The sequence below is a fragment of the Sphingobium sp. CECT 9361 genome (assembly GCF_918741285.1).
Taxonomy (GTDB): domain Bacteria; phylum Pseudomonadota; class Alphaproteobacteria; order Sphingomonadales; family Sphingomonadaceae; genus Sphingobium.
Genome location: NZ_CAKKNC010000006.1, coordinates 133864 through 160267 on the forward strand (window position 1 = coordinate 133864; position 26404 = coordinate 160267).

General features: G+C 57.8%; 25 protein-coding genes, 1 tRNA gene and 1 pseudogene. 10 read left to right on the forward strand and 17 right to left on the reverse strand.

What is annotated here, in order from left to right; all coding sequences use genetic code 11:
- The first annotated feature begins 237 nt into the window (after positions 1 to 237).
- The 4 genes from LQ220_RS11055 (at position 238) to LQ220_RS11070 (ending at position 4462) form a co-directional block, all read left to right on the forward strand.
- On the forward strand, positions 238 to 978 hold the full coding sequence (locus LQ220_RS11055) for a hypothetical protein (RefSeq protein ID WP_230188345.1): 741 nt from the start codon (positions 238 to 240) through the stop codon (positions 976 to 978).
- Positions 979 to 1037: 59 nt separating this feature from the next.
- Positions 1038 to 1952 carry a sulfite exporter TauE/SafE family protein gene (locus tag LQ220_RS11060; RefSeq protein WP_230188346.1) on the forward strand — a complete coding sequence of 305 codons (915 nt, stop codon included), beginning with the start codon at positions 1038 to 1040 and terminating at the stop codon, positions 1950 to 1952.
- Positions 1949 to 2713, forward strand: a complete 765-nt coding sequence (locus LQ220_RS11065) for a TIGR02186 family protein (RefSeq protein WP_230188347.1) — start codon at positions 1949 to 1951, stop codon at positions 2711 to 2713. The genes LQ220_RS11060 and LQ220_RS11065 overlap by 4 nt, the downstream gene beginning before the upstream one ends.
- 162 nt (positions 2714 to 2875) lie before the next feature.
- A complete protein-coding gene (locus LQ220_RS11070) occupies positions 2876 to 4462 on the forward strand; it encodes a DUF87 domain-containing protein (protein ID WP_309298558.1) in 1587 nt (528 codons plus the stop codon).
- Positions 4463 to 4467: 5 nt separating this feature from the next.
- On the opposite strand, the gene LQ220_RS11075 is transcribed toward LQ220_RS11070, so the two are convergent.
- The 5 genes from LQ220_RS11075 to LQ220_RS11095 all read right to left on the reverse strand — a co-directional run bounded on the left by LQ220_RS11075 (position 4468) and on the right by LQ220_RS11095 (position 11377).
- Positions 4468 to 5862: an MATE family efflux transporter gene (locus LQ220_RS11075; RefSeq protein ID WP_230188348.1), complete on the reverse strand. Its 1395-nt coding sequence runs from the start codon at positions 5860 to 5862 to the stop codon at positions 4468 to 4470.
- Positions 5863 to 5940: 78 nt separating this feature from the next.
- Positions 5941 to 8565 carry a valine--tRNA ligase gene (locus LQ220_RS11080; RefSeq protein ID WP_230188349.1) on the reverse strand — a complete coding sequence of 875 codons (2625 nt, stop codon included), beginning with the start codon at positions 8563 to 8565 and terminating at the stop codon, positions 5941 to 5943.
- Between the two features lie 75 nt (positions 8566 to 8640).
- Complete coding sequence (locus tag LQ220_RS11085) at positions 8641 to 9201, reverse strand: DUF2497 domain-containing protein (protein ID WP_230188350.1); 561 nt, start codon at positions 9199 to 9201, stop codon at positions 8641 to 8643.
- A gap of 57 nt (positions 9202 to 9258) precedes the next feature.
- Positions 9259 to 10689, reverse strand: a complete 1431-nt coding sequence (locus LQ220_RS11090; protein ID WP_230188420.1) for a TolC family outer membrane protein — start codon at positions 10687 to 10689, stop codon at positions 9259 to 9261.
- Positions 10690 to 10738: 49 nt separating this feature from the next.
- On the reverse strand, positions 10739 to 11377 hold the full coding sequence (locus tag LQ220_RS11095; protein WP_230188351.1) for a protein-L-isoaspartate O-methyltransferase: 639 nt from the start codon (positions 11375 to 11377) through the stop codon (positions 10739 to 10741).
- Positions 11378 to 11603: 226 nt separating this feature from the next.
- On the opposite strand from LQ220_RS11095, the gene LQ220_RS11100 reads away from it, so the two are divergent.
- The 3 genes and pseudogenes from LQ220_RS11100 to LQ220_RS11110 all read left to right on the forward strand — a co-directional run bounded on the left by LQ220_RS11100 (position 11604) and on the right by LQ220_RS11110 (position 13181).
- Positions 11604 to 11677: transfer RNA gene (locus LQ220_RS11100), tRNA-Cys, on the forward strand.
- 194 nt (positions 11678 to 11871) lie between these two features.
- A pseudogene (locus LQ220_RS11105) lies at positions 11872 to 12357 on the forward strand (Arm DNA-binding domain-containing protein); the annotation flags it as partial.
- Between the two features lie 215 nt (positions 12358 to 12572).
- Positions 12573 to 13181 carry a TetR/AcrR family transcriptional regulator gene (locus LQ220_RS11110; RefSeq protein WP_230188353.1) on the forward strand — a complete coding sequence of 203 codons (609 nt, stop codon included), beginning with the start codon at positions 12573 to 12575 and terminating at the stop codon, positions 13179 to 13181.
- Positions 13182 to 13305: 124 nt separating this feature from the next.
- Here the strand turns inward: LQ220_RS11110 and LQ220_RS11115 are convergent, their stop codons facing one another.
- On the reverse strand, positions 13306 to 15252 hold the full coding sequence (locus LQ220_RS11115) for an NAD(P)-binding protein (protein WP_230188354.1): 1947 nt from the start codon (positions 15250 to 15252) through the stop codon (positions 13306 to 13308).
- A 275-nt stretch (positions 15253 to 15527) separates the two neighbouring features.
- Here LQ220_RS11115 and LQ220_RS11120 point away from each other — a divergent pair, with 275 nt between their 5' ends.
- Together LQ220_RS11120 and LQ220_RS11125 are read left to right on the forward strand one after the other, a co-directional pair.
- Complete coding sequence (locus LQ220_RS11120) at positions 15528 to 16022, forward strand: nuclear transport factor 2 family protein (protein ID WP_230188355.1); 495 nt, start codon at positions 15528 to 15530, stop codon at positions 16020 to 16022.
- A gap of 43 nt (positions 16023 to 16065) precedes the next feature.
- Positions 16066 to 16440, forward strand: coding sequence for a c-type cytochrome (locus LQ220_RS11125; protein WP_230188356.1), 375 nt, complete (start codon positions 16066 to 16068; stop codon positions 16438 to 16440).
- Positions 16441 to 16755: 315 nt separating this feature from the next.
- Here the strand turns inward: LQ220_RS11125 and LQ220_RS11130 are convergent, their stop codons facing one another.
- From LQ220_RS11130 to LQ220_RS11155, 6 genes are read right to left on the reverse strand one after another with little or no spacing between them, the layout of a single operon-like run.
- Positions 16756 to 16968: a DUF3363 domain-containing protein gene (locus LQ220_RS11130; RefSeq protein ID WP_230188357.1), complete on the reverse strand. Its 213-nt coding sequence runs from the start codon at positions 16966 to 16968 to the stop codon at positions 16756 to 16758.
- 18 nt (positions 16969 to 16986) lie between these two features.
- Positions 16987 to 17805, reverse strand: coding sequence for a fumarylacetoacetate hydrolase family protein (locus LQ220_RS11135; protein ID WP_230188358.1), 819 nt, complete (start codon positions 17803 to 17805; stop codon positions 16987 to 16989).
- A 9-nt stretch (positions 17806 to 17814) separates the two neighbouring features.
- Positions 17815 to 18321 carry an aromatic-ring-hydroxylating dioxygenase subunit beta gene (locus LQ220_RS11140; RefSeq protein ID WP_230188359.1) on the reverse strand — a complete coding sequence of 169 codons (507 nt, stop codon included), beginning with the start codon at positions 18319 to 18321 and terminating at the stop codon, positions 17815 to 17817.
- Positions 18318 to 19574 (reverse strand): Rieske 2Fe-2S domain-containing protein, encoded by a 1257-nt coding sequence (locus LQ220_RS11145; protein ID WP_230188360.1) that lies wholly within the window; start codon positions 19572 to 19574, stop codon positions 18318 to 18320. The genes LQ220_RS11140 and LQ220_RS11145 overlap by 4 nt, the downstream gene beginning before the upstream one ends.
- Positions 19575 to 19588: 14 nt before the next feature.
- On the reverse strand, positions 19589 to 20107 hold the full coding sequence (locus LQ220_RS11150) for a nuclear transport factor 2 family protein (RefSeq protein ID WP_230188361.1): 519 nt from the start codon (positions 20105 to 20107) through the stop codon (positions 19589 to 19591).
- Complete coding sequence (locus tag LQ220_RS11155) at positions 20104 to 21222, reverse strand: amidase (protein WP_230188362.1); 1119 nt, start codon at positions 21220 to 21222, stop codon at positions 20104 to 20106. The genes LQ220_RS11150 and LQ220_RS11155 overlap by 4 nt, the downstream gene beginning before the upstream one ends.
- 186 nt (positions 21223 to 21408) lie before the next feature.
- Here LQ220_RS11155 and LQ220_RS11160 point away from each other — a divergent pair, with 186 nt between their 5' ends.
- Positions 21409 to 21819 carry a MarR family transcriptional regulator gene (locus LQ220_RS11160; RefSeq protein ID WP_230188363.1) on the forward strand — a complete coding sequence of 137 codons (411 nt, stop codon included), beginning with the start codon at positions 21409 to 21411 and terminating at the stop codon, positions 21817 to 21819.
- Here LQ220_RS11160 and LQ220_RS11165 read toward each other — a convergent pair.
- From LQ220_RS11165 to LQ220_RS11185, 5 genes are read right to left on the reverse strand one after another with little or no spacing between them, the layout of a single operon-like run.
- A complete protein-coding gene (locus tag LQ220_RS11165; protein ID WP_230188421.1) occupies positions 21758 to 23005 on the reverse strand; it encodes an MFS transporter in 1248 nt (415 codons plus the stop codon). The two genes, LQ220_RS11160 and LQ220_RS11165, sit on opposite strands and share 62 nt — an antisense overlap.
- Before the next feature lie 38 nt (positions 23006 to 23043).
- A complete protein-coding gene (gene pcaD / locus LQ220_RS11170; protein ID WP_230188364.1) occupies positions 23044 to 23844 on the reverse strand; it encodes a 3-oxoadipate enol-lactonase in 801 nt (266 codons plus the stop codon).
- Positions 23841 to 25043: a 3-oxoadipyl-CoA thiolase gene (pcaF, locus tag LQ220_RS11175; RefSeq protein WP_230188365.1), complete on the reverse strand. Its 1203-nt coding sequence runs from the start codon at positions 25041 to 25043 to the stop codon at positions 23841 to 23843. Before pcaF ends, pcaD begins: the two co-directional genes overlap by 4 nt.
- A complete protein-coding gene (locus LQ220_RS11180) occupies positions 25036 to 25689 on the reverse strand; it encodes a 3-oxoacid CoA-transferase subunit B (protein ID WP_230188366.1) in 654 nt (217 codons plus the stop codon). Before LQ220_RS11180 ends, pcaF begins: the two co-directional genes overlap by 8 nt.
- A 1-nt stretch (position 25690) precedes the next feature.
- Positions 25691 to 26395 (reverse strand): CoA transferase subunit A, encoded by a 705-nt coding sequence (locus LQ220_RS11185; RefSeq protein ID WP_230188367.1) that lies wholly within the window; start codon positions 26393 to 26395, stop codon positions 25691 to 25693.
- Between the last annotated feature and the right edge of the window lie 9 nt (positions 26396 to 26404).

Below are 26404 nucleotides of genomic sequence, written 5' to 3' on the forward strand. Positions count from 1 at the left end.
GTTGTGGCACTCTGCTGGATTGGGGGGCGGCTTGCCGTGTCCCATGAATGGTCGCCCACACAGCTACAAGCAGGAATTAAACGAGCATCGCCAAATTTACAGGCGAACCAGCCCAGCACGTTACACGCGAGCCGCGCGAGTATCGATCTGCACCACATTGCGGCTTCCGCAATCCGAAGGAAGCAGCAGCCCGTAAGGAGACGCGATGCACGGTGGGCCCAAGCGAGCGAGGTGCCGATGCACAACATCCCTTACGTCACGCCGCCGGTTAAAAAGGAGAGGGAAAGTGCGCCGACCTCTTTTGCCGGTGCGCCGCTCATTTCCGGCCAAGCAGAAGGTGGGCGTTGGTCCGCAAGTAGCTGGATATTCTGGCGGGGTGCCGGTGGACAGAACAGCCTTGCCAGCGTGGGACAACTCGGCGGGTCACAGGCCGGGTTTAGGTTGGCCTATCAGTTGCTGCCGAATGCGCCGGAAAAGCTAGCGCTTTACAGCCGTATTACAGGCGCGCTGCGGGGTCCCTATGCACCCGAAGCTGCCGTCGGAATATCGACTCAGCCAATCGCAAATCTTCCAGTTCGCGTCGCGGTCGAACGGCGCATTGCACTGGATCACGATGCCCGCAACGCGATGGCGGTGATGGCGGTCGGCGGAATTGGGCCGCTCTCAATTGCACGGGGCTTGATACTGGAAGGCTATGGTCAAGCGGGGATCGTAGGTGTCCATAGCCGGGATGCATTTGTCGACGGCAAAGTTACGCTGATGCACCCCATTCATTCTACGCTCCCTATCTCAGTGGGAATAAGCCTCTCTGGGGGCGCTCAGCCAAGCGTCGCTCGGTTCGACATCGGACCACAGATCGAATCGCGGCTGAAACTTGGCGAGCACTCGGCGCGGATATCTGCAGAGTGGCGCCACCGCGCCGCTGGCAACGCACGACCGGGATCAGGGCTGGCTGTGACGCTCGCTACAGATTTTTAACCCCTTTTCGGCTGGAACGCCTTTATATCGCCGCGCTTTGGGACTAGGCCAAAGGCTCCATGGACATTTATCTGCCCATAGCCAATCTGTCCGTGAACGCGCTGGTGATTATCGGCTTAGGCGGGCTGGTGGGCATATTGTCCGGCATGTTCGGTGTCGGCGGCGGGTTTCTGACAACGCCCCTGCTCATCTTTTACGGCATTCCGCCGACTGTTGCCGCTGCCTCGGCGGCGACGCAAGTTACAGGCGCCAGCGTTTCGGGTGTTTTCACCCATCTCTCCCGGAAGACCGTCGATATACAGATGGGCATCGTCATGGTGGTCGGCGGGATCATCGGCGCAATTTTAGGCGCCCTCCTTTTCCGGTTGCTTCAACAACTGGGCCAGATCGATACGGTCATCGCCATACTCTATGTTCTGATGCTGGGTTCCATCGGCAGCCTGATGGCTCATGAATCGATCAAATCGTTAATTGCCATGAAAACGGGCGCGCAGGTTCCCGCGCGCAAAAGGCGACACCACCCGCTGGTGGCCGCATTGCCGATGCGGTGGCGCTTTTATCGCTCGGGTTTGTATATCTCGCCGCTTGCTCCGCTCATCCTGGGAATCGCCACCGGCATATTGACGATGTTGCTGGGCGTAGGCGGGGGCTTTATCATGGTTCCCGCCATGCTGTATCTGCTCGGCATGACGACACAGGTGGTCGTAGGAACGTCGCTGTTCCAGATCCTGTTCGTCACGATGGTGACAACCATGGTGCACAGCTTGACCACCAAGGCCGTCGATCTGGTCCTTGCACTTTTGCTGCTGATCGGAAGCGTCGTCGGCGCTCAGATAGGCACCCGGATTTCCATGGCGGCCCGTCCGGAATATCTACGCATCATCCTTGCGTTCATCGTGCTTGTTATCGCCATCCGAATGGCGTTGGGCCTGGGCTGGCGCCCAGATGAGATCTTTACGGTGCAATTGCAATGAAGTCGCGTCTGCGCATCGCATTGCTTTTGCCCGTCGCGTTGCTGCTCGGCGCAGGAAAGGCACCCATGCTGGTTCCAGACGTTTCACAGCGTGAAATCGTTATCCAGTATAGTTTCACTGGCGCGGAATTATTGCTGTTCGGGGCAATCGTCTATCCAGACGGGCGTCCACCCGATGAACGCGCGGATATCGTCGTGGTTTTGAAAGGCCCCGATCAATCGATCGTCATGCGGGAAAAACAAAAGGTGGCGGGCATCTGGGTCAACGCAGACAGCGCGCGGTTCCGTTCCGCACCCAGTTTCTATGCCATGGCTTCGTCCCGCCCCATAGACAAGATCGTCGATGATCGCACTGCGGCCATTTTCGAACTTGGTGTGGACAAGCTCCAGCTTTCGCCTGCCTCCCTCAATGCAAGCGCTGACATCGAACGATTTCAAAAGGGGCTGGTCGATCTGCGTCGCCGCAATGGCCTGTTCGTCGAGCGGCAGGGCAATGTCGAGATCACCGACGGTGTTCTTTACCGGGCGCGTCTTCCGCTATCCGCGCGGGTGATCGTTGGCGACTACACCGCCGAAACTTTTCTCGTGCAGGATGGTCGCGTAGTCGCTGCAGCCGTGCGCGACATCACCATTCGCAAATCGGGATTTGAGCGGTCGATTGCACAGGCTGCCCAAAACTGGTCGTTCTTCTATGGACTAGTGGCCATCGCGATGGCGGTGGGCATGGGATGGGCTGCGGGAGCCATCGCCAAGCGGTTATAGGCGTCTGTAATCCAATATTTACCGGTTTTGGGTACGCTACGCTGTCGTCGAACATTTTTTTGACGGTTTGCGTAGCGCGGGAACTGTATGAACAGCATAACGGGCTCAGCCCATTTCGAACAAGCGATGCGAGATGCCAGCATTGCTGAATCTGGCGAATCCATGGGCTTTGTTTTCCAGATTGCTGGGTCGAGTTCGCAACTCCTGCTCGAAACCGCCTGCCTTGCCGGGTATAGCCATAGCGAAGACCCATCGATTGCAATGGCTGGTCAAGTCGGCAGTCAGGTGAAGATGCGCGTCGGGAGCAACTGGCTGGTCGCTAACGTCCGCACGATGACGCTGGATCGCCATGACCCAACCAAGATCGTCGCGGACATTGATTTTCTGGGTGAAGGTGACGAAGAGCGATTGACCGGGAAGATCTATGGGTTTCGGCGCGGTGTGACTCGCTACCCGACCCCCGGCACGGATGTTTACCCTGTGTCGAGTTCGGAAATGAACCAGATTTACGCGGCTGACGAGCGCGCCAATGTGCAAATTGGCATGGTGTATCCCACGAAAACCACCCGTGCAGCGCTGTACGTCGATTCCATGCTGGGCAAGCATTTCGCGCTGCTGGGATCGACCGGCACGGGCAAATCCACTAGCGCTGCGCTGATCCTGCATCGCATCTGCGATCTTGCGCCGCAGGGGCATATCGTCATGGTCGATCCGCATGGCGAATATTCGGCAGCATTCAAGACCAACGGTGCCATCTTCGACGTCAACAACCTTGCCCTGCCCTACTGGCTGATGAATTTCGAAGAGCATTGCGAAGTGTTCGTTACGTCGGAAGGTTCCGACCGAACCCTCGACAGCGATATCCTTGCCAAATGCTTGCTTGCTGCGCGCAGCAAGAACCGTCTGGCCGAAGCTACCGGGCGATTGACTGTCGATTCGCCGATCCCCTATCTGCTATCTGACCTTACCAACATTCTGCAGAATGAGATGGGTAAGCTCGACAAGGGCACCAACTCCCTTCCCTATCTGCGTTTGAAGACGAAGATAGACGAGATCAAAAGCGACCCACGGTACAGCTTCATGTTTTCCGGAATGTTGGTCGCCGATACGATGCAGGACTTCCTTGCAAAGATCTTCCGCCTACCGGCCGATGGGAAGCCGATTTCGATCATCGATGTGTCGGCCATGCCGTCCGACATCACCTCGGTGGTGGTATCCGTGCTGGCGCGGCTTGTGTTCGATTATGCTATCTGGGCCCGTAATGAGCCACAACGGCCCATCCTGCTCGTTTGCGAAGAAGCGCATCGTTACATTCCCAGCAGCAAGACCGGGGGCGGTCAGGCTGTCCGCAAGATTTTGGAGCGCATCGCCAAGGAAGGCCGTAAATACGGCGTTTCGCTAGGCCTTATTACGCAGCGTCCATCCGATCTTGCCGAAGGCGTCCTGTCGCAATGCGGTACGATCATTGCCATGCGCCTCAACAACGACCGGGATCAGGCCTTCGTCAAAGCGGCAATGCCCGAAGGTGCACGGGGCTTTCTGGATTCTATTCCGGCGTTGCGCAACCGGGAATGCATCATCTGCGGTGAGGGCGTCGCCGTCCCGATCCGCGTCGCGCTGGACGATCTCGAAGCGAACAAGCGCCCTGCATCCAGTGATCCGAGCTTTACCGAACAGTGGTGCGAAAGCGGCGGCGAACATGAAATACTGGAACGCACGGTTACCCGGTGGCGCAATCAGGGCCGGTAGTAGGCTTAGCCTGTGGGCGCCATGCGCCCCGCAGGTTCAGTTGCCGCATTAGTGCCTTCGCGGCATTCCTCGACATTCGGCACAACAAGCATTTTCGTCCTGCGCCAACCACCCTGCATATACACAGCACCGGCCAGCAATAGTGCCACGGCCGATCCCAAAGGATAGCTGAGCCAAATCGCGTCGGCACCCAACGCCGGGTAAGCAAGCCAGTAAAAGCCGATGCGTACGGGATAGAAAGCAACGATCAGAATAAGCAACGGAGCGATCACTGCCCCATTGGATCGCATCGTCCCAAAGAGGACCATGGTGAGGCCGAACAGCAGGAAGCTCCAGCTCGCAAGGAACTGCATATGTCGTGCGACGTCGATTGCCGCACTGCCTGAGCCCAGGAACAGCGCCAGTACCGGTCGGTCGAAGGCCAACATGAGGCCGATCATGGCGCCGGTCATGACTATGTTGGATATCATGCCGCGCCCTGTGATGCCGTTTACCCGATCCCAGCGCCCTGCCCCAATGTTCTGCGCAGCCATTGCACTCACCGCAGCACCGATCGCCATCGCGGGCATTTGCAGATAGGTCCAAAGTTGCTGCGCAGCGCCATATGCGGCCGAGGTCAAAAGCCCCTCGCGATTGACCAGGCCGACCATGACGAGACCCGCCGTCGAAATGACGATCATCTGAAGGCCCATAGGGAAGCCCTTTCGGATGATGATCGCCAGTTGTGCCCGGCCAGGTATAAGATAAGCGAGTTCATGGCCTCTCAGGCGAAGCGGCAAGTCCTTTCGGTACACATAGACCAGCATTGCGATCAGGCTGACATAGCCTGCAACGGCAGTGGCCGTCGCGGATCCTGCTATACCCATAGCCGGAATCGGCCCTGCCCCGCGAATGAGCAGCGGATTCAGGCCGCTGTCCAGAATGACGCTGAGGATCATGAACCATAGGGGCGTTATGGAGTCGCCCGACCCACGCAAGCCCATCATGACCATGACGCTGATGAGCGACGCAGGCATGGCAAGGAAAATGACGCGCAAATAGGTGAGCGCCAGATCGAACGCCGCGCCGGGCGTGGCAAGCGCGCGCAAAATCGCAGGCGCGCCTATCCATCCGGCCACCGAGACTACGATTGAAAGGAGAAAACAAAAGCCCAGTGCCGACCCAAAAGCGCGTCGTGCAGCGGCAATATCCCGACGGCCGAAAGCCTGTCCCACCATGACGGTCGCTGCCATCCCGAAGCCGAAAACGGCGGAGAAAAGCAGGAACATGATGATATTGGCGTTTGCCGTGGCCGCCAGCGCGCCTTCCCCCAAAAACCGCCCGACCCAGATCGAATTGATCGATCCGTTTAGCGACTGGAGGACGTTGGAAGCCAAAGTCGGCAGTGCAAAGACCAACAATGTGCGGCTGATAGGACCAGAGGTAAGATCTGCCGCACCCCGCGGGGGGACCGACGCGGCAGGCTCACTGTCCACCGCTCAGCCCAGTCGCGCCAGAGCTGCAGCCAATCTCTCAGCTTCGGCGGATTTTTCCGCATGGTCTGCACGGGCTTTCTCCACTGCCTCCGGCTTCGCACGATCGACGAAGCTGGCATTGCCAAGGCGACCGGCAAGCGCATCGCGTTCCTTGGCGGCAGCTTCCATGGCTTTGGTCAAGCGCGCTTTTTCTGCTGCAATATCGATGACGCCATCCAGGGGCAGAATATAAGTCGCCTCGTCCACCACGATCTGTGCAGCGCCGGCTTCGCTGGCGTCGCCATGCGTGATGCTCTCGATCCGCGCCATACGCGACAACGAAGCGTGCTGGCGCGCCAGGCGTGCCTTGGTTGCTTCGGACGCATCCCGGACGATGGCTTGCATCTTCGCGCCCGGCGGCACGTTGAGTTCGGTGCGCCCTGTCCGGATCGCCTGAACCAGCCGGATCAGCCAGTCGATCTCTGCACTTGCTTCTGGATCGATCGCTTGCGCATCGACCTGCGGCCATTGCGCGACGATCAGGTCAGCATCGCGCTGCCCCATTGCGTGCCAAAGTTCTTCGGTGATGAACGGCATGAAGGGGTGCAGCATCACAAGTATCTGGTCGAACACCCAACCCGCGACGGCCTTGGTCTCGTCGTTGATCTGGCCCTTGATCAGTTCGAGATACCAGTCGCAGAAGCGATCCCATACGAAGTGATAGATCGTGTTGGCCGCCGCATCGAAGCGTAGGTCAGCCATGGCCAAGTCAAGCGCCTGTACGGTTGCGATGGTTTCCGCAACGATCCAGCGATTGACCGGCAGCGTCGCATCCGGCGCGCCCAGCGCCTCTGATGCTCCAATACCGTTCGATTGCAGGAAACGCGCTGCATTCCAAAGCTTCGTCGCGAAATTGCGATAGCCCTCGACGCGCTTCTCATCCATTTTGATGTCGCGGCCCTGACTTTCCATCGCTGCCATGAAAAAGCGCAAGGCGTCCGCACCATATTGGTCGATCAGGCCAAGTGGATCGACCGTGTTGCCTTTCGACTTCGACATCTTGCTGCCATCGGCAGCGCGGACGAGGCCGTGCAAATAGAGCTTCTTCCAAGGCACATCGCCCATGAACTCGATGCCCTGCATCGCCATGCGTGCATCCCAGAAGAACAAAATGTCGAACCCGGAAATGAGCAGATCGTTTGGATAGTGACGCGATACCTGCTGTGTTTCCTCCGGCCAGCCAAGCGTCCCAAATGGCCAAAGCGCGGAAGAAAACCATGTGTCGAGCACATCGGGATCGCGAGTCAGCGGCTTGTTTCCTGCCAATGCCTGCGCAGCGGCCTCATCTTCCGCGACATAGGCCTTGCCTTCGTCATCGAACCACGCAGGTATCTGATGCCCCCACCACAACTGGCGGGACACACACCAGGGCTGGATGTTATCCATCCAGTTGAAATAGGTCTTTTCCCATGTTTTCGGCACGATCTCGATAGCGCCCGACTTCACCGCTTCGATAGCAGGCTTGGCCAGCGTTTCCGCATCGACATACCATTGATCGGTTAGCCAAGGCTCTATGACGACGCCGGAGCGGTCGCCATAAGGCGTTTGGATGACGCGATCTTCGATCTTGTCCAGAAGGCCCAGCGCATCGATGGCATCGACCACCGCTTTGCGCGCGTCGAACCGGTCCAGACCCAGATATTCAGCAGGGATGAGGCCATCGGCGAGTTGGACCACCTTGGCATCGGCATCCAGCATGTTCAGCATCTCAGCCGCCTTGAACCCTGCCCGCTTCCCGACTTCGAAGTCGTTGAAGTCATGTCCGGGGGTTATCTTCACGGCGCCGCTGCCCAGTTCGGGATCGGCATGTTCATCGGCGACAATTGGGATGAGGCGCCCCGTGATCGGCAACTTGACCATCGTACCCACGAGCGCGGCATAGCGCTCATCCGTGGGATTTACCGCAACGGCCATGTCCGCCAGCATCGTTTCCGGGCGCGTAGTCGCGACGGAGATGTGCCCCGACCCATCCGCCAGGGGGTAGCGGAAATGCCAGAATTTACCGTTGATCTCGCGCGTCTCGACTTCAAGGTCGGAGATGGCGGTCTTGAGGCCCGGATCCCAGTTCACCAGCCGCTTGTCGCGATATAGCAGACCGCGATTATACAACTCCACGAACACCTTGATGACGGCCTTTGAAAAGCCTTCGTCCATGGTGAAGCGCTCGTTCGCCCAGTCCATCGAACAGCCAAGACGGCGGAGCTGGCGCGTGATTTCACCGCCGCTTTCTTCCTTCCACTCCCAAACCTTCGCGATGAACTCTTCGCGCGTAAAGTCGGTGCGCTTCTGCTGGCGCTGGTTCAGCTGCCGCTCGACGACCATTTGCGTAGCAATACCCGCATGGTCGGTGCCGACTACCCACAAGGCATCCTTGCCGCGGAGCCGTTCATAGCGGACCACGATATCCTGCAACGTATTGTCCAGCGCGTGCCCGATATGCAGGCTGCCCGTCACATTGGGCGGAGGGTTCACGATGGTGAAAGGCTGCGCGTCGGGACGCTCGGGACGGAACAGGCCTTTGTCTTCCCAATGGCTGTACCAGCGGGATTCTATGGCGGCGGGATCGAAGTTTTTCGGCAGGTCGGTCATGCGACTGCCTTTAACGTTTGGAACGCAACCGTCAAAGCCGAAGTAGACGCTCAACCCGCTCTGGCGCGCCGTCGGTTAAATTTCGCGGCCAGTGATCCGCGCGATTTCTTTCGCGACCATCGTCTCGACAAGTCCGGGAAGATTCGTATCGAGCCACTGCTTCATCATGGGGCGCAGCAGTTCCCGAACAAGCGCTTCCAGCGTGTTGTCTCCACCGGCCTGCGGCTTCACCAGCATTGCAGACAGGGTAGACAGCGAATGACGCGCCGCTATTTCGCTTTCGACCGAGAGCATAGCCGCGGGATCGGACGGTTCAGTCGCAGGTGGCGCTTTCACTTCAGGCTTAGCCATCTCTTGTGGCTCCGGAATGTTCGAGGCACCCTCATGCGCGTCCTCGACAGGGGCAATGCTTTCAGGCGAATCGAACGCGTCGGTCAGTTCCAGAACCTCGTCAACTTGTGCGTTGTGAAGCACGGTTGTCGGCTCTGCATCTTCTTCAACTGCGGGCGAATTGCGACCACGACGCAATGTGCGCGGCGCAGATGCACGGGCGGCTTCATCGCCTTCTTCGGCAATGATGCGCTTGATGGAAGACAGTATCTCTTCCATCGAGGGTTCTTTGGTCATGTCCCCCATTGTCGTCGCCCCTCAATTACCCTGTTCGTACCTGGCAGCAGCGCGAGGCGTTAACCATCATTTTGCTGCGTCAGGCGCTACCATGGCGTTTTGTGCAGGCGTGTCAACGGTGCGTGTCGCCACGGGCTGCGGACGGGGATCGCCGCCCCAGTCGAGCAGCTTGTTCTTCACGCGATCATAATTTTGCACAGGATCATACAAAACGCCTGCCTCAAGACCCAAATCGTCCGCTTCGGCATGGCCCATAGCCGCCAGCAAAGTGAAGCCGGCAACGTAGGCATTGCGCCGTGCGGACACCAACTGGACACGAGCATTCAAAGCTTCCTGTTCCGCATTCAGAATGTCGAGAATGGTACGACTGCCGACCGAATTTTCCGCCCTTACGCCTTCCAGCGATAACGAGGTCGCATCGACCGCAGATTGGCTGGACACGATCGTCTGTAGCGACGCCTGCCAGCTTGCGTAAGCAGCACGCGCCTGAGCAATTACACTGCGCTCCGTTTCGATCTCGCGCTCGATAGATTGCGATTCGAATGCCTGGCTTTGGCGAACCTGTGCCGCTGGACGACCGCCCTGATATAGCGGCAGGTTTAATTGCACGCCTGCAGACGCCGTTTCGTTGATCTGCGATGACGCCCGGTCGCCAAGCGTATCGAGATAATTGGTATAGCCGCCCTGAGTAAATACCGAGACGGTCGGCTTCGCGGCGGCGCGAGCGACTTTCACGTCATACACCGCTGCTTCTCGTGTTTTCTTTGCAGCCAGAATGTCGGGATTGTCGGCAACGGCCACCTGCACTGCCAGATCGGGGCTTTGCGGCAAGTTGGGCAAAGGCGGTGGCGTTTCCAGATTGTCCGGAACGTCGCCAACCAGCGCGATATAATTTTCCCGCGAACGAATGAGATTGGCTTCCGCCGTCTGTAAATCGCTGCGCGCCAGGGCAAGGCGAGATTGCGATTGAGCAATGTCAGTGCGCGTCAAATCGCCGACTTCAAAGCGATCGTTCGTCGCCTGCAAATTGACATCCAGAACGCCAACATTGGCGCGATTGAGCGAAACAATGGCCTGGTCGCGAATGACATCCATGTAAGCCGCTACGACTTGCGAGAAAACCGACGCTTCCGTCGCACGAAGGTTAGCCCGACCGGCCTCCACACGCGTTTTGGCGCCACGCACACCGTTCTTGACTGCCCCGCCCGAATAGATCGGTACACTTAACTGCGCTTGGGCGTTTGCCGTACGCTGGGGCGAGGTGAAGCTGATCGTAGGCTTCAGGATGCTCTCGGTATACGATCCGCTAGCCTGCAGATTAGGGCGACCCGCTGCCTTCTGGATCGGCACATTTTCATCCGTGGCGCGCTGACCTGCCCGCGCGCCCGTCAGCGTCGGGTTGCTTTGATACGCCTTAAGCAGCGCCGTCTGCAGCGTTTCCGCAGCCGCTGGATAGACCGAAGCCGCCGAAGCCAAAACGGCCGTCGTTCCAAGCAACGCAAAGCGCCGGACGGCGATGGACAGACTTTTCAAATGCAGTGCCCTCTTAAAAAACGAATGTTTTCGGTCGGGCAAAGCCCGGCAACGATACCATTTCTATGTCCGCAATATTCGTAAGGCCAAAGGCATTGCCGCTCTTGCGCCCTGTCGCAAGCCGCGTAACGCCGCGGTCGGCAAGCCCTGCGGTCATACGCCCCCCATCCGCCAGTTGTTCAACGAGTGCGTCGGGAATGTCCTCAACTGCGCCATCTACGATGATCACATCGTAAGGCGCGCCCGCAGGCGATCCCGCCACCAGCGATCCGGGGGCCAAGGTTACGCCAGAAAGGCTTTGATCGTCCGGCAACAGATCCGCGCCATCCACTGCCGTCACATTAGCGCCCATCGATGCAAGCACCGCCGCCGTATAGCCGGTCGCCGCCCCGATCAGCAGCACCTTGTCGCCTGCCTTGATTGCCGCTTCGGTCAGCAATCGCCCCGTGGCCAGCGGAGGGTTCAAGCTCCGCCCGTTTGCCAAAGGAATAGGGCGGTCGTTATAAGCCATTGCCTGCCGATCCGCCGGGACGAAAGTCTCACGCGGGACAAGCGCCATAGCCGCGATTACGCGCGCATCGTTGACGTCGCTGGTGCGAAGTTGGCTTTCCACCATCGCGGCGCGCATAGAGGCGAAATTCGGTTTAGTCACCACAGGTCTCCAATTGGCACAACTGTATTGGTAACGCAATACAGTAAATGACTTAGCAAACCTCTAATTCACATGCCGCTTGAGGCCAAGCACCATTACGCGATTGCAACAGAGATTTTTCCGCCCAGTTTGGCGCTTTAGCCGCCGCCAGCGGCAGCGACTGATGCGTTATACTTGACTTTGCTTCATAGGCTGCGCATTGGCGTCCTCCCCACGACAACGGTTTGGCCCGATGGCGGAGTGGTTACGCAGAGGACTGCAAATCCTTGCACGCCGGTTCGATTCCGGCTCGGGCCTCCAAAATTCTGTCTGGCAACGTCCGCCAACAGTTGAAAAAATCCCTGATTTCCGTTAGTTTTGTGGTATTCGCTGATTGTCGGCGGATGCCTCTGTTTGCCTGCGATTGCGCATGGTGGGGGCTTAACCAAGGGTCCTGGCGGGCCCCAATGGTGCTGATCGTTACCGCTATTTGAAATGCCAAGCCGTACAAGGTCGCTGACTCCCCGGGCTTGTATCTGCTCGTCAATCCAAGAGGCAGCAAGCTTTGGCGAATCAAATACCGCATCGACGGCGTGGAGCGGAAACTGTCGCTAGGGACGTATCCCGATATTAGCTTGGCCGAGGCGCGCGCTGCCCGGGATGCGGCTCGTAGGCAATTGACTCATGCAGTCGATCCCAATGCAGCCAAACGACAAGCCGGCATCGAGCCGAGTATTCAGGCCAGCAACAGCCTCGCGAGCGTGGCCGAGGAATTACTAGAGAAGAAAGCGCGTGTGGGGTTGGCTGAACCAACGCTGGAGAAGATGCGCTGGTTTGTGAAACTGATTGGGGCAGAGTTCGGAAAGCGACCTGTCACCGATATCACGCCTCAGGAACTTTTCGTGAACCGCAATAGCATCAACGGCGTGTCCGGCGATGGAGGCGCGAATACATTAACAATCAACACGGACCACTTAGTGGGGGGCCGGTCATCTTTCTGAACGGTTGCTATGCAAAGGACGCGGGTGATCGTTCAGCGCATTCGTGAAAGAACCCCATACACTCAAACCTATTCCGGTTGTTGAATTCAAATGGCACCGATATAGCGAACCGAATGTCAGAAACCGGAAATATCAAGAGATATACGCAAGCTCGCGGCAGGGCGCGAAGGGAAGCGTTGTTGTTGGCCGCCCGCGCATTGCTTCACGAGCGGACAATGGACGAGATTACCTTGCCCATGATCTCCGAACGTGCGGAGATACCGGCAAGCTCCACTTATCATTTTTTCTCCGACATCCGCGTTCTCTACAAGGATCTCGCCCGGATGATCACCGATGAAATGAGCCTGATCGCGCCCGAAATCATAGCCTATCAGCGCTGGCAGGATTGCGTTGGCACCTTCATTCAGACCTCGGCCGCCTATTTCAATTCCGATACCGCAGCCCGGCAACTGCTGCTTGGCCCCCAGACCGCACATGACATCAAGCGCGCAGCCTGTCACGATGATCTGAGATTTGGTGCGGTGCTAAGCAACCTCCTTGAATCCATCTATCATGTTCCTCAGATGAGAGATCCTATCCTCGCCTGCTTCTACGCGATCCAAATCGCCGACACTTTCTTTAGCCTGTCTGTGCTTGAAGATGGCATCATCACTGATCAGATGCTCGATCAGGCAATTCTCGGTTCAACATCTTATCTCGCCAACTATCTGCCGCCCATCCTTGAGATGCGCAACAGCATGCCCGTCAAGCATCCTGGACGCAGGACGAGCGGCGCAGGCGATGCTGGCATATTCAAGACGCGGAAGACCGTCTCGGTCGCTTGAATTAGATGGATCACATTGGCGCGCAGGTTTCGGCAAGCCAGATCAAACCATGACCGTCACGGGCGGCGTCGCCCTGCAACGATCATGGTGCCTTCATTCTGATCAGTGCGCTGATGACGCTGCTTTACAGATTCATGTCATGAATCTGCTTGGCTGCCCGCTCACCCTCACTAACGGCCGTTTCCCACATCTGCGCGCCGGCCAGTTCCGAATGCGAGAACGCGATGCGGTGAAATGGCGTCTGTAGCACGTCCTTCGGCGCTTTCTTGCCATCCTTGCCAAAGAAGAATCCAGGCGGCCCGACAAAATAAGCATGGCCCTGACGGTTGGTGATAATCCCGGCAATGTCGCGCTGGTCATCAAAGCCATAGGGGGCGAACATCTTGGTGAACTGCTCGCGGACCTGCGCCTCGATATCGGCATAGGACATCGAGAAGAGCTGCATCCGGGCTGCGGTGCACTGATCGGGAAAGGGCGTGCCCGGCAGCAAAAATGGGATGTATTGTGTCAAAACCACAGGCTTGTTCGGGTCAAGCGGCTGTGTCTCGTGTCCATCGACCACAAGATTACGCCGCAAGCTGGTCCACCAGCCCAGCCCCTCAAACCAACGGATGCCCGACGCGCCCAGTTTGTCCAGAAATCGCCAGTTCCTCAGCGCAACATTGATAACCAACATCGGTGCATGGTGAAAAGCGCTCATAGCCTCCCGATAATCCGTACTGATATCATGGCAGATACGCCGGTTTGCGTGCTGCTGACCCGCGCAAATGGCAGCCTTGGCGCGAACGCTCATGAGCTTGCCGTTCTGGTCATAGGTTATGCGAACAGCCTTCGCCCTGGAGGGTTTGCCCTCGTGCACTACCGAAAAGACGGTGTTGGACAAGCGCACCCGCAAATTTTGCCCTATGCGATCCAGCTGGTCCCACTGCACAGGACCGGTCATGACGTCATATACAGTGTCAGCGCCACCGATCGCTTCGGGCTTTGCTTGCTTGAGGAGCTTCCGTGCGATCATCGTATTGCCGCCGGGGAAGGTGGCCAGATACAGGACGTCAGTGGGGTCCTGACCATCGAACTGGTAGCGATAATAAGCATTCACGCCAGGCTGGAGGTAATTATAGGCGGAATAGGCTGAGATAATCTCACCGCCTTGCCCGCAGCCCATGCTCGCCATCACGGGGCTGAGTATTTCGAGCACACCATCTATGCAGTCATCCGGAACGCCGGCCACATTGAGCAGGAATTCCTTGTAGGTCATCGAATCCAGCCATTCCGCCCAGTCGTCCCGCTTTGGCGGCGTGCGAAAAAGCTCAAGATCGACCAACGCTTTTTTTAACTTCTCAGAAATGGGCGCATCCTTGAAGCCATTGCGCCAGGGATTGGAAACCATCCCCTTACCCTCATAGTAGAACGCAGTGTCTCCCCGCTCCCAGGAAATGTGCATAGGGCCCCACGCATCCTGGGGGATTTCCATGGGCTTGCTGAGATTCTTGCCAGTCTGAAAGGTAAATTCTTCTGGAAAGCCAAGCTCCTTTAAGATCGGCGCCGCAAAACCAAGAGCAGATGCCTTGGCGAACGGCACAACGATGCCGGTCGACCCTTGGGGGGCGGTAAGTCGGTATCCATCGACATCGAATTCATTTTGCTTTGCTTCACCGCCGAAGATCGCATGCTGATCGAGGATCAGGATTTTCGCCGTGGGATTTGTCTGTCGGAATCGATAGGCTGAAGTCAGACCCGATATGCCAGCGCCGATGATGACCAAGTCATACAGTTCGTCAACAACGGGCGCGGTGGCGATCCGTTTGTCGAGTTCACCATTCCGGATCTGCCCATGCGCAGCGTTGACGACGGCTGCAGTATTGCCATTTTTGCCCGCATAGTCGCCTACGCCGCCGGGGCCCGTCCAATCCGTACCAAGGCCGGTCATAGGGTGATCGATGGTCTGGGCATTGGCCGATGCAGTAAGGCTATTAGGGGCGGCGGCCGTCAAAAGCGCGGCACCTGAGCCAACGAGCGTGCCTCCAATGAAGTCTCGACGCGTCACCGTTTTATTACGCTTCTCTTCCATCGGACCCAAAAACTCCCAAAAGACGTTCATATATCGTATTCAATCGACTTATAGGCAGTCTCCACTGCAATTGGAATATCTCGCTGAGAATTCTTAATAGACTACAACATACTCGTATTGCTACATTTTCTGTGAAATTGCGTTTCCCGCTTAAGGGTTAGGCTTTCCAGAAAAACACGAACTGGCTTGACAATATAAGCCGATTCAAACAGATACTCGAACGTATTCGATATGGACAATTCGCTTTCGCTGATCGGTTCTAAACAGGAATTTTGATGAAAACTCTAATGGCCTCTTTGGCATTAATCCTCGCCGCGACCGCAACTCCAGCAATTGCGGGTGAAGCGCCGGTCGGTAATTTGCCGGAGCCGAGCGAGAAGATTGCGGCCGATTTCCGTCAGCAGGTGGACGCTCTGTATCGCATGAAGGAAAAAGCGTTCGCGGCACAGGATGCCGACAAAATCGTCGAACAATTCTATTCAGCAGACGCCATTACCTTCGGCCCGGAGGGCAAGCCGGTGATCGGACGGGAAGGATTCCGCGCTGACTACAAGAATGTAGTGAAAGTCGCTGATGTGAAAGTCGAGCCGATTTCCAATCACATCGGAACGGACGCCGCTTGGGAGTGGGTCAATTTTCGCGCATTCCCGCGCGATAAGGCACAAAAGCCATTCACTTTCATCATGCTGTTCGTTTTTGCCAAGAAGGATGGCAAGTGGATTTCCGGAGGCGATGCATACACGTTGGGCGAGTTTCCGATAGTTCAGTAAATTCGGCTCACCTTTTCGAATAGCAAGGCAAAGGGTTGACCGAGTGCCAAATCACATAACAACGCTGGCATTTTCCTGCCTGATTGCCTTCACGGCAGCTTCGTCGGCCTCAGCGCAAGATGCAAAATCCGGTGCAGCCATCTACGGCCGATGTGCAATCTGCCACTCAAATAGTGGCAAAATCTCGGTCGGCCCGCCGTTAAATGGCGTCATCGGCCGTAAGGCTGCGAGCGTTCCGAAGTTTGCCTATTCCCGCGCGATGATGGCGCAAACTATTACATGGGACAAAGTCAGTCTGGACAAGTTCCTGCGCGCTCCGCAGGCAATGGTGCGGGGCACAAAAATGGCTTTCGTCGGTTTGAACAAGGCCAAAGACCGGCAAGACGTTATAGCCTATTTGGCCACGCTAAAGAAATAAAACCGGCGATACTTTTATTTCCAGCAGCTTAGGGGAGGCTGCTAAGCCCTTGCCTCACTCCGCTTCGATCATTTGATGTCTGGCGGGCCGCAGAGGCTAAAATTAGCTTCCGTGCCGACGCTGCATTGATTTCATAGTGATCATATTATGCAGCCGTATAGAAAACTTGGACGAGGCGATTAGCAAGTTGCCAATCGTCTATTGCGATGGCGGGCGCATCATGAAAGATTCCGACCTAGGCACCCTGATGAACATGCGGACATCTCTTGTCGAGAGCCGCTCGGAGATTGTTACCCCCCCCCGCTGACTCACAAATTAGATGGCAGCCGTCGACCGACAATCCGCTCGCGTTTTCGGACGCCACGCTAACAGCGTGAAATCCCGGGAGCGTTCGATCAGAGCAAACCATCCGCTGACAAGCCCTACTGGACCGCGATATACGCCGTCGATCCGGGCAGGGTCTGCGCTAACCCGATGGCTCCCCGCAGCCCCTGTTGTTTCCCACCCTATGAAATTTTTATATGGCACAAATAGTGACTTCTCTATTCAGCGCGCACAACCCCGCTCCGCGTGAGGTTGTGCGACCGCAGGTATGACCTCACAATCAATGTCACCTACACCGCCGAATGTCGCTACACACCGCTGTCCAATCGTCACCACATGCATACCGGTGATCGCGCCTGTCGACACGATGTCGCCACGACGGATGGGCCGGCCTTGACGCGCTGCCTCGCCGAGAGCGAAAGTAAAGGCTTCCAATGGTCCGCCAAGTACTGCAGCGGCACTTGCCTCCGCGATAACTTCTCCTTCGATGCGCACCATGCAGATAAGGTTTTGCCAGTCTCGCTCCCGCCAATCCAGTATTTCCGGACCAACGAAGAGTCCATTATTGTTGCCGAAGCCAGCGATCGTCACCAACGAGCCAAGTTCGTTGATCGACGCCAGCGGGCTGCCAGCGATTTCGATACCGACGTTCATGGCGGCCACCAAGGCGGACGCTTCCTGAGCAGTCCAATCCTGCTTATCGGTAGGCGCATCGGCAGCGGCCGAGATCATAACCTCGGCTTCGAATACCGCGACCCCGCCAAGGAAGGCAGGAAAATAATTCGTTGCACCCGCCTTGGTCACGGTCTGCGCGAACACCGGGCCGATGAAGCGTTCTGCGCCTAACAATCCGACGAGATGAGGCTGAATACGTCCAACTTTCCAGCCGACAACTCGGTCGCTCCAGCCAGCAATTGCCTTTTGCTGCACGCGATAAGCCGCATCAAGGCTTTCTGGAAGCCGCCCCGGATAATCCGCAAGGCCTTGAGCAGTGCTGCGCGCCTCCACGAAGCGAGCAGCAGCATAATCTATATCGTCCATGAGTGTCGCCTAGAGTAGATAACCGATACCGTGTTGATAATCGTCGCAATTTACGAGCGTGACAACCTTGCGGTCGATCTTCAACCCGTCGTCTTCGCGCACAATGCGATATACCACGTCTGCCGCAAGTATCCGCATTCGCTCATACTTATATTCGGCAACGATCTGGGCGGCGCGCAGTGTCAAGCCGCCATCGTCAGCCAACTGAACGAAGCGCGAAACGGTGCGTACGGTCCGCGCTGGCGGGGCCGACGACATGGAAAAGCCCGACAGCAGGCGCTTCACCCGTGCAGCGCGCATCTCCGCATTGTCATTTACTATGTTGAGCCTGTCATCATAATCATCGATGCCACGCTCAGTCGGAATGATGTACCGGCCATTTTCGGTCCAGAGCGGAAGCCATTGCTTATAGTCAAGCCGGTCGAGCATGTCTGCTTCCGCCCAGATGAAGGCGGTCGCCTCGGCCAGAGTCGGCACATCGATCGACGCGATATCTGGGTCCATCATGATAGTCATGCCGTCATCATCCTTTTCCACATCTGATAAGCAGCGCGCATGCCAGTCTCGGCGCTAACGTCACCGGCATTATGGCCAGGTTCGGCGCAGCCCTCAGGGGCATCTACGCCGCGGTTGAGCATTATCCAAAGGTCCTGGCCCGAACGCGCGCCGCGTTGAACCCGCTCCCAGCCCTCGGCATCGTCCGGCGTGCCAAAGCCCATCGGCCCCTGAAAATGTTCGTGCAAGCGAAGCCGCATGCGGTTGGCTGCCGCAGGTCCGCCATCCATACCGATCGCGACATGGGTGATCTCGGTTTCGTCGACCTTGATCGGGCGCAATACGCGGAAGAAAGCCATTGAGCAGGCCACGTTGGGGAAAAGGTTGAGGTTGAACCCCGCGCCCCCTACAGCGCGAACGATTTTGCGCACCTGATCGTCCGGATACCCTTCTTCTGCCAGCTCTTTGGCGAGATCCATGAAACGCTGCGGGATCGGAGCATCGAGATTTTCCTCAAGGTCGATCAGATCGGGAATCATAACCATGACGCTGTGACCATTGCCGAGATCCTCTACCCACCCCCCCTGGCCGAGCACGTCGAACACATTTTCCGATTCAGCGTCGAGCGAATCAAGAAAGGTCTTGTGAACGATTGGGAAATGATAAGCGTCAGTGGTGTTTTCGAGCTGAATTTTCCAGTTACCTGGAAAGCGGAAACGATGTTCGCCTAGTGCCTTGACGGGATAACCGCCGCCCTGCTTCATGAACAGGTCGATCCATTTGCGTGCTGGCCCCAGGTAGTCCACCAGCGGCTCGATATCCTGCTTGAACGTAGCGAAGATAAGCCCGTTATACTCCTCGGTCCGCAGTGAGACGAGGCCATATTCGACACTGTCGAATTCAGCCGGATAGCCCGCCTTATGCGGCACCTTGCGGAGGCGACCGTTCGGTTCATAACTCCAGCCATGATAGGGGCAGACGAACACGCTCGCCTTGCCCTGCCGCTTTTCGCAGACGCTCGCCGCGCGGTGCCGACAGCGGTTAAGAAGGGTATGAATCTTGCCCTCCTTGTCACGCGTGACGATGACTTGTTCGAGGCCGACATGCGATGTCTTGAAACTATTAGGCGATGCTATGTCACTGCTGTGCGCGACCCAGACCCAAGTGTTCTTGAAAATCCGCTCCATTTCCTCGGTGAAAATATCGGCATCGGTATAAAGCGGAGTTAGCGCCCGATCAGGGCGCACCATCTCGGCAAGGTCAGCGTTGCTCATGATCTCTCCTCGGTTCAATTGTCTGGCACGGAAATCGGTGCAGTGTCGGACCAGTGGTCCACATCACGCGAAAAGATGTTCTCGGTAATGAAATGGGAGATCCGCCAGCGGCCATCCTCGACGCGGCAATGGATCGTAAGCGCTGCACTGCGCAGATCCGATCGTCCGTCGCGATACGTGGACGTCTGCAACATGGTCCACAGCCCGACGGCCGTATCGCCTGACACCGTGATCGTCTCGCTTGAAAGGAAATGCGCGTTCATCGCAAAGTGCGGTTGGGGAACGGCGTAGCTGCCGAGCATCGCAACGATGGCGTCCCTTCCTTCGTGACGACCAAACGCCTCGCGATATCGCCCTCTTCCTTCCCACAGCGCATCGCGGGTGAAGCAATTGCGCAGATCGTCCATCGATGTGTCAGGACCGAGCGTGTCACAAAGGCGGAAATATTGCATGACCACAGCGCGGACTGCGTCCTTGGCGTAAAGATACGACAATTCGGCACGCAACGCCGCAATTTCGTTCTGCTCGCTCATACCGCTTCACCCGACACCCGGCGTGCCACAGCACACAGATGCGCGTCATCCATGTGGGCACCGACCAATTGGATCGCGGCAGGAAATCCTCCGGGGCCGTCAATGGGGATACAGAGCGCCGGATGTCCCGTCAGGTTGAAAGGACGAATAAGCGACGTAAGTCGGAGCATCCGCGCGGCATCGCCCAGATCGTCCAGCCTGGGTGGGACCGATGGCAGGACCGGCAGGACCAGCGCGTCGACGTTAGCCAGCGCATTATCGACAATGGCGCGAAAGCGTTTCCGCACCGCCTCTGCCGCCGCGACTTGGGCGGGGGTGACGCTGGCAGCCGCGCGAAGTCGTGCCTGCACGTCGGCGCCCATGCGAGGATCTTCCGCCAGTGCGCCGAACAGTTCCCACATTTCGGCAGCCATAATCGTGACGCCAGCCTGAAATGCCTCCTGCAGACCGTCGAGCGGTGTCTCGATCAGCTCAACGTTGGCACGCTGTAGGGCCGTTCTGACCGAGGCGACGATCTCCTCGTCCGCTTCCGTTGCGACCCAGCCGAGCCTAACGGCGGCAGGGATCGCTGCCGCCTGAAATGTCGGATCGATGAGCGACATCCCCGTCTCCAGACCTGCAACATTCCGCGCGAATGGGCCCACACAATCAAGGCTGGAGGAAGCCGGCGTGCAGCCTCTGCGGCTGACCCTTCCGAAGCTGGGCTTCAGGCCAGCCACACCGCAACAGGCAGCAGGCATCCGAATCGAGCCGCCGGTGTCAGTACCAATCGCCACATCCGCAAGCCCAGCAGCGATTGCCGCCGCTGACCCACTGGACGATCCACCGGGTATCAGGTCAGGGTAACGTGTGTTGCGTGGGGTTCCCAACCATCGGTTTACACCTGTCACGCCATAGGCAAGTTCGTGCATATTGGTCTTGCCGACAATGCACCCGCCCGCCGCAAGTATTGCCTCCACAACGTCAGCATGACGACTCGCAGGAGGAGCGTCGACCAGTGCTTCGCTCCCCGCTCGGGTCGGCCAGCCCGCGATGTCGATGCAATCCTTGATGGCCACTCTCGGCCCGTCCCCGCCGAGGCGGAATTGCTCAATGAAAATTGCGTCCTTCGCCATCGAACTATACCTACGTTGAATATTCAACATGGGTATAATGATCTAGGTTGAATATTCAACCTAGATTTTGCTATTTGTTGTCGAAAGGACCGAGATGAAATGAGCAGAACGAGGGAACCCAGCATCACCTATCGCAGCTGGCCCTTTTATTGGCTGGCTCGCGCAGGCGGGCGCTACCGGGCGCGCATGGAAGAGATACTGCGACCGACCGGGCTCGACATGCCGCGCTGGCGCGTGCTCATGGCACTACATCAGGATCGCGTGGCTAGCGTCAGCGAAATTGCGGCGCATACAATCGAAAAACTCCCTACCATGACAAAAATCATTCAACGTATGGAAGTCGACGGCCTTGTCCTTCGGCAGCCCCGCCCGAGCAAAGAACGGGTGATGGAAGTCGTGCTAACCGACCAGGGCCAAATCGCGGGCGACGAGGCATGGCGGTCTGCCGCAAAACTCTACGAGCAGGCCTTTGCTGGAATGAACGCCGAAGAGATCGATCATCTGAACGCTCTCCTCAAACGCGTGGCCGAGAATCTCAGTGGACCTGTGCCCGCGTCGGTCGAGTCTCTTTCAACGCCCACACTGACAGGAGACTGAGTAAGCAAAGTACTCCGATATAGATCGCCACAGGCACCGGCGAACCGTACCGGGCAAGCAGCGCCGCTGAGATCAGGGGTACCACGCCCACTATCACCGCAGCCACTTCATGAACGAAGGCCAGACCGGAATAACGCACCTCTGGTTCGAACAATTCGCTATACATTGCGGGCTGCACGCCAATCATCGCAGCGTGACATAAGCCGTTGCCGATAACGAAGGCAAGGATGATGAGAGGCGTCGAGCCAGACCCGAGCATATGCAGGAAGGGATAAGCGAAAGCCGCCATTGCCAGGAGGCCCGCCATATAGACCGGGCGACGCCCGAGCCGATCCGAAAGGGCACCGAACACAGGCATCATAGCGCTGTCGCATATCATACCGAGCATGACGCCTATTAGAAGCACGTCCGTGGAAGCGCCAACCGAAGTGCCATAGACCAGCGAAAACGTAATCAGCAGTTGCGATCCGCCATTCTCGCCCAATCGCGCGCCGATGCCGAGCATCAAGGCACGGGGATACCGACGCAGCAGCGCCACCACAGGCAGAGCCGCAGGGTCCTTCCCCTCTTTCAGCGGCGCGGTTTCCATGACTCGTTTACGAATGAATATGCCAGCAGCGAAGATCACGATGCTTGCAAGGAAAGGAAGTCGCCAACCCCAAGCATAGAAGTCCGCGTCGGGCAGTTGTCGGACGAGAAAGAAGGCAAGTGATGAGATGACAAAGCCCAGGCTTACGCCGGCTTGGCTCCAAGCGCCGAAGAAGCCGCGCCGATGCGCAGGTGCGTTCTCCGTAATTAGCAGCACACCCCCTCCCCACTCGCCGCCCGCTGCCAAGCCTTGAACTAGCCGCAAGACGACCAGTAACGCGGGCGCCCACCAGCCGATCTGTTCGTAGGTCGGAAGCAGACCCATCGCAAAAGTCGCCACCCCCATTATGGAAAGCGTCCAGATAAGAGCCGCTTTGCGTCCATAGCGATCACCGACGTGACCGAACACAAGTCCGCCCACCGGTCGCGCAACAAAACCGACGGCATATATCGACAAGGCCGCCAGCGATGCGGCCGTCCTGTCGCCCGTTGGAAAAAAGAGTTGGTTGAAAACTAACGCAGCCGCAGCGCTAAAAAGGAAAAAATCATACCACTCAAGAGCATTGCCAACGACCGATCCGATTACCGCTCGGCGCACACGACGGAGATCTATGTGCGGAATGGCTGCCGCCCCCGTCAAAGGACCATGCCAACGCCGCAGAAATCCAGGACGGCCTTGGAGAACGCCTCGGGCTGCTCGACGTTCGACAGATGAGCTGCCGTCAATATATGGAGCGTCGCGCCCCGTATGCCGGTGGCAAGCAGGTGGGCGTGCTCGATTGGCGTAGCGGGATCCGCATCCCCGGCGATGACGAGCGTAGGAACGTCGATCAATGGCAGCAAGGGACGCTGGTCCATATCGCGGATAGCGGCGCAGCAGCCTGCATAACCCTGCGGCTCGGTAGCCAGCAGCATCATGCGTACAGCGTCCAGTGCCGCGCTAGCTTCGGCATTGAAGGCAGGCGTGAACCACCGCTCCAGCACTGCGTCGGTCATCGCGCCCATGCCCGCAGCAAGCACCAAGCGGATGCGCTCGTCCCAACCTGCAGGCGGACCCATGTAAGCGGATGTATTGGCAAGCACCAGACGCTCTAACCGTTCTGGCGCCCGCCAGCCGAGCCATTGCCCCACCATGCCGCCCTTGGAGAGACCGCAGAAATGAAAACGGTCAATCCCCAGCGCGTCGGCCAGCTCGATCACGTCCCGGCCAAGGCGATCGATCGAATAGCTTCCCGCAGGCGCATCGGAACGGCCATGCCCTCGGCTATCGTACCGAACAACGCGAAAGTGCGCAGCGAAATGGGACATCTGCGCTTCCCACATCGCCATCGCCGTACCAAGCGAGTTTGACAAAATAAGGAAGGGAGCCCCGTCAGGGCCGTCTATATGATAGGCAATCCGGCAATTATCGCCGGTAGAGACAATACCCTCGCTCATATCCGCTCTACCGCCAGGGCAAGCCCCTGCCCTACCCCAACGCAAAGGGTCACCAGTCCTAAGCGACCGCCTTCTACTTCCAGGCGATGAACAACGGTCTGCACCAGACGCGCGCCCGACATACCCAAGGGATGGCCAAGCGCAATTGCGCCTCCCTTTGCGTTGACATGAGCAGCGTCGTCGGGAAGTCCCAAACCACGCAGGACCGCTAGCGATTGGCTGGAGAAAGCTTCGTTAAGCTCAATTGCGTCAAAGGCGCCGATGGTAAGACCCAGGCGTGCGAGCAGCTTATTGACCGCAGGGATGGGGCCGATGCCCATCACCCGTGGGGCAACTCCTGCGCTGGCCATCCCCACTATCCGCGCTCTCGGCGTAAGCCCAAATCGTTGCGCCGCGTCCTCGGTTGCGACTATCATAGCGGCCGCACCGTCGTTTACGCCCGAAGCGTTGCCAGCCGTGACTGTGCCGTTGGGGCGTACAATCGGTTTAAGGCGACGAAGATCATCGAGCGAAGTCTCGGACCGGGGATGCTCGTCTCGCTCGACTATCAGATCGCCTTTGCGCCCATGGATCGTGACCGGCATGATTTCATCCGCAAAAAAACCAGACTTTAGAGATTCCGCCGCCCGCTGTTGGCTGCGTAACGCAAATGCGTCCTGATCGTCTCGTGAAACGTTGAAGTCGGATGCTACATTCTCGGCCGTTTCGGGCATCGAATCGACACCATATTTTGCCTTCATCAGCGGATTGATAAACCGCCAGCCGATTGTTGTGTCCTCGATGGAAACAGAGCGTGAAAAGGCACTCTCTGCCTTGGGAATTACGAACGGGGCGCGGGACATGCTTTCAACGCCGCCCGCGACAATTATCTCCGCATCACCAGCGCGTATCGCACGCGCGGCGCTGCCGACCGCATCGAGGCCGGACGCGCAAAGCCGATTGATCGTCGATCCGCCGACGCTTTCCGGCAGGCCGGCGAGCAAGGCAGCCATACGGGCGACATTGCGATTATCTTCGCCGGCCTGGTTGGCACATCCAAGGATGACGTCATCGATAGCCGCTGCGTCCAGCGACGTGTTCCGCGACATTAATGCGGCGATCGTCATAGCCGCAAGATCATCGGGCCTTACGCTCGCAAGCCCGCCGCCAAAACGCCCGATAGGCGTACGAATGGCATCGCAGATAAAGGCGTCAGGCATCAACAGGGGTCCTTCCAATGATCGGCGCGCCAGTTTTCGCACGAAGCTCCTCCTCGTCAACGCCTGGAGCCAAGTCGATCAGCCTGAGCATGGACGACGACCGATCGACTTCCAACACACCCAGATCCGTAATGATGAGATCGACCACGCCTGCCCCGGTCAACGGCAGCGTGCAGCGTTCTAGAATTTTCGGCGTACCGTTCTTGGAAACATGCGTCATTACGACAACGACGCGCTTCACACCCGCCACCAGATCCATGGCACCGCCCATGCCCTTCACCATCTCCCCCGGGATAGTCCAGTTGGCAAGGTCGCCGTTCGCCGCGACCTCCATAGCCCCTAATACCGTCAAATCGATATGGCCGCCGCGGATCATCGCGAAGCTGTCAGCCGAAGAGAAGAAGCTGGAGGTGGGAAGCGCCGTAATCGTCTGCTTGCCCGCGTTGATCAGGTCGGGATCGGCCTCCCCCTCATAAGGGAACGGCCCCATACCGAGCATGCCGTTTTCCGATTGAAGGGTTACGCTGACCCCATCAGGGATATAGTTCGCGACCAGCGTGGGAATGCCGATACCCAGATTGACATAATAGCCGTCCCGCAACTCCAGCGCTGCCCGCGCCGCCATTTGTTCACGCGACCAAGGCATCTTACGCCTCCCTCTGGCGCGTGGTCAGCTTTTCGATGCGCTTTTCGTTGATCGTGCTCTTCACGATACGATCGACGTAAATGCCAGGCGTGTGAACATGATCGGGATCGAAGCTGCCATCAGGCACGATTTCCTCAACCTCGGCAACGGTAATGCGACCCGCCGTCGCCATGTTCGGATTGAAGTTTCGGGCAGTCTTTCTGAACATCAAGTTCCCTGCGCTGTCGGCGCGCCATGCCTTCACAATGGAAAGATCCGCGCGGAGCCAGGTTTCCCGGACATAAGCTTCGCCCTCAAACTCTTCGACCGGCTTTCCGTCGGCCACTATCGTGCCGACGCCAGTGCGCGTGTAAAAAGCGGGAATGCCAGCCCCGCCCGCGCGGATACGCTCCGCGAGCGTACCTTGTGGATTTAACTCCAGTTCCAACTCTCCGCTGAGGTAAAGCTGCTCGAACAGCTTGTTCTCACCGACATAGGATGAAATCATCTTTCGGATCTGGCGGCTCTCCAACAGCATCCACAGACCAAAATTATCCGCGCCGCAATTGTTCGAAATCACCGTCAGAGATTTAACGCCCGCATGGCGGATCTCCGGGATGAGGCTCTCAGGATTGCCTGAGAGCCCGAAACCTCCGGACATGATTGTCATCCCGTCAAATAACAGACCCTCTAGGGCGGCGGCGGGGTTCGGATAGATTTTGCTCATCGGATAAGG

Coding starts and splice junctions, on each gene's coding strand:
- LQ220_RS11115 (WP_230188354.1), bottom strand. CDS start 15,252: ATGGAAGAGAAGCGTAATAAAACGGTGACGCGTCGAGACTTCATTGGA.
- pcaF (WP_230188365.1), bottom strand. CDS start 25,043: ATGCCTGACGCCTTTATCTGCGATGCCATTCGTACGCCTATCGGGCGT.
- LQ220_RS11055 (WP_230188345.1), top strand. CDS start 238: ATGCACAACATCCCTTACGTCACGCCGCCGGTTAAAAAGGAGAGGGAA.
- LQ220_RS11145 (WP_230188360.1), bottom strand. CDS start 19,574: ATGAGCAACGCTGACCTTGCCGAGATGGTGCGCCCTGATCGGGCGCTA.
- LQ220_RS11160 (WP_230188363.1), top strand. CDS start 21,409: ATGGAAGAGATACTGCGACCGACCGGGCTCGACATGCCGCGCTGGCGC.
- LQ220_RS11150 (WP_230188361.1), bottom strand. CDS start 20,107: ATGAGCGAGCAGAACGAAATTGCGGCGTTGCGTGCCGAATTGTCGTAT.
- LQ220_RS11185 (WP_230188367.1), bottom strand. CDS start 26,395: ATGAGCAAAATCTATCCGAACCCCGCCGCCGCCCTAGAGGGTCTGTTA.
- LQ220_RS11065 (WP_230188347.1), top strand. CDS start 1,949: ATGAAGTCGCGTCTGCGCATCGCATTGCTTTTGCCCGTCGCGTTGCTG.
- LQ220_RS11070 (WP_309298558.1), top strand. CDS start 2,876: ATGGGCTTTGTTTTCCAGATTGCTGGGTCGAGTTCGCAACTCCTGCTC.
- LQ220_RS11120 (WP_230188355.1), top strand. CDS start 15,528: ATGAAAACTCTAATGGCCTCTTTGGCATTAATCCTCGCCGCGACCGCA.
- LQ220_RS11135 (WP_230188358.1), bottom strand. CDS start 17,805: ATGGACGATATAGATTATGCTGCTGCTCGCTTCGTGGAGGCGCGCAGC.
- LQ220_RS11080 (WP_230188349.1), bottom strand. CDS start 8,565: ATGACCGACCTGCCGAAAAACTTCGATCCCGCCGCCATAGAATCCCGC.
- LQ220_RS11110 (WP_230188353.1), top strand. CDS start 12,573: ATGGACGAGATTACCTTGCCCATGATCTCCGAACGTGCGGAGATACCG.
- pcaD (WP_230188364.1), bottom strand. CDS start 23,844: ATGAGCGAGGGTATTGTCTCTACCGGCGATAATTGCCGGATTGCCTAT.
- LQ220_RS11155 (WP_230188362.1), bottom strand. CDS start 21,222: ATGGCGAAGGACGCAATTTTCATTGAGCAATTCCGCCTCGGCGGGGAC.
- LQ220_RS11140 (WP_230188359.1), bottom strand. CDS start 18,321: ATGACTATCATGATGGACCCAGATATCGCGTCGATCGATGTGCCGACT.
- LQ220_RS11060 (WP_230188346.1), top strand. CDS start 1,038: ATGGACATTTATCTGCCCATAGCCAATCTGTCCGTGAACGCGCTGGTG.
- LQ220_RS11085 (WP_230188350.1), bottom strand. CDS start 9,201: ATGGGGGACATGACCAAAGAACCCTCGATGGAAGAGATACTGTCTTCC.
- LQ220_RS11180 (WP_230188366.1), bottom strand. CDS start 25,689: ATGCCTTGGTCGCGTGAACAAATGGCGGCGCGGGCAGCGCTGGAGTTG.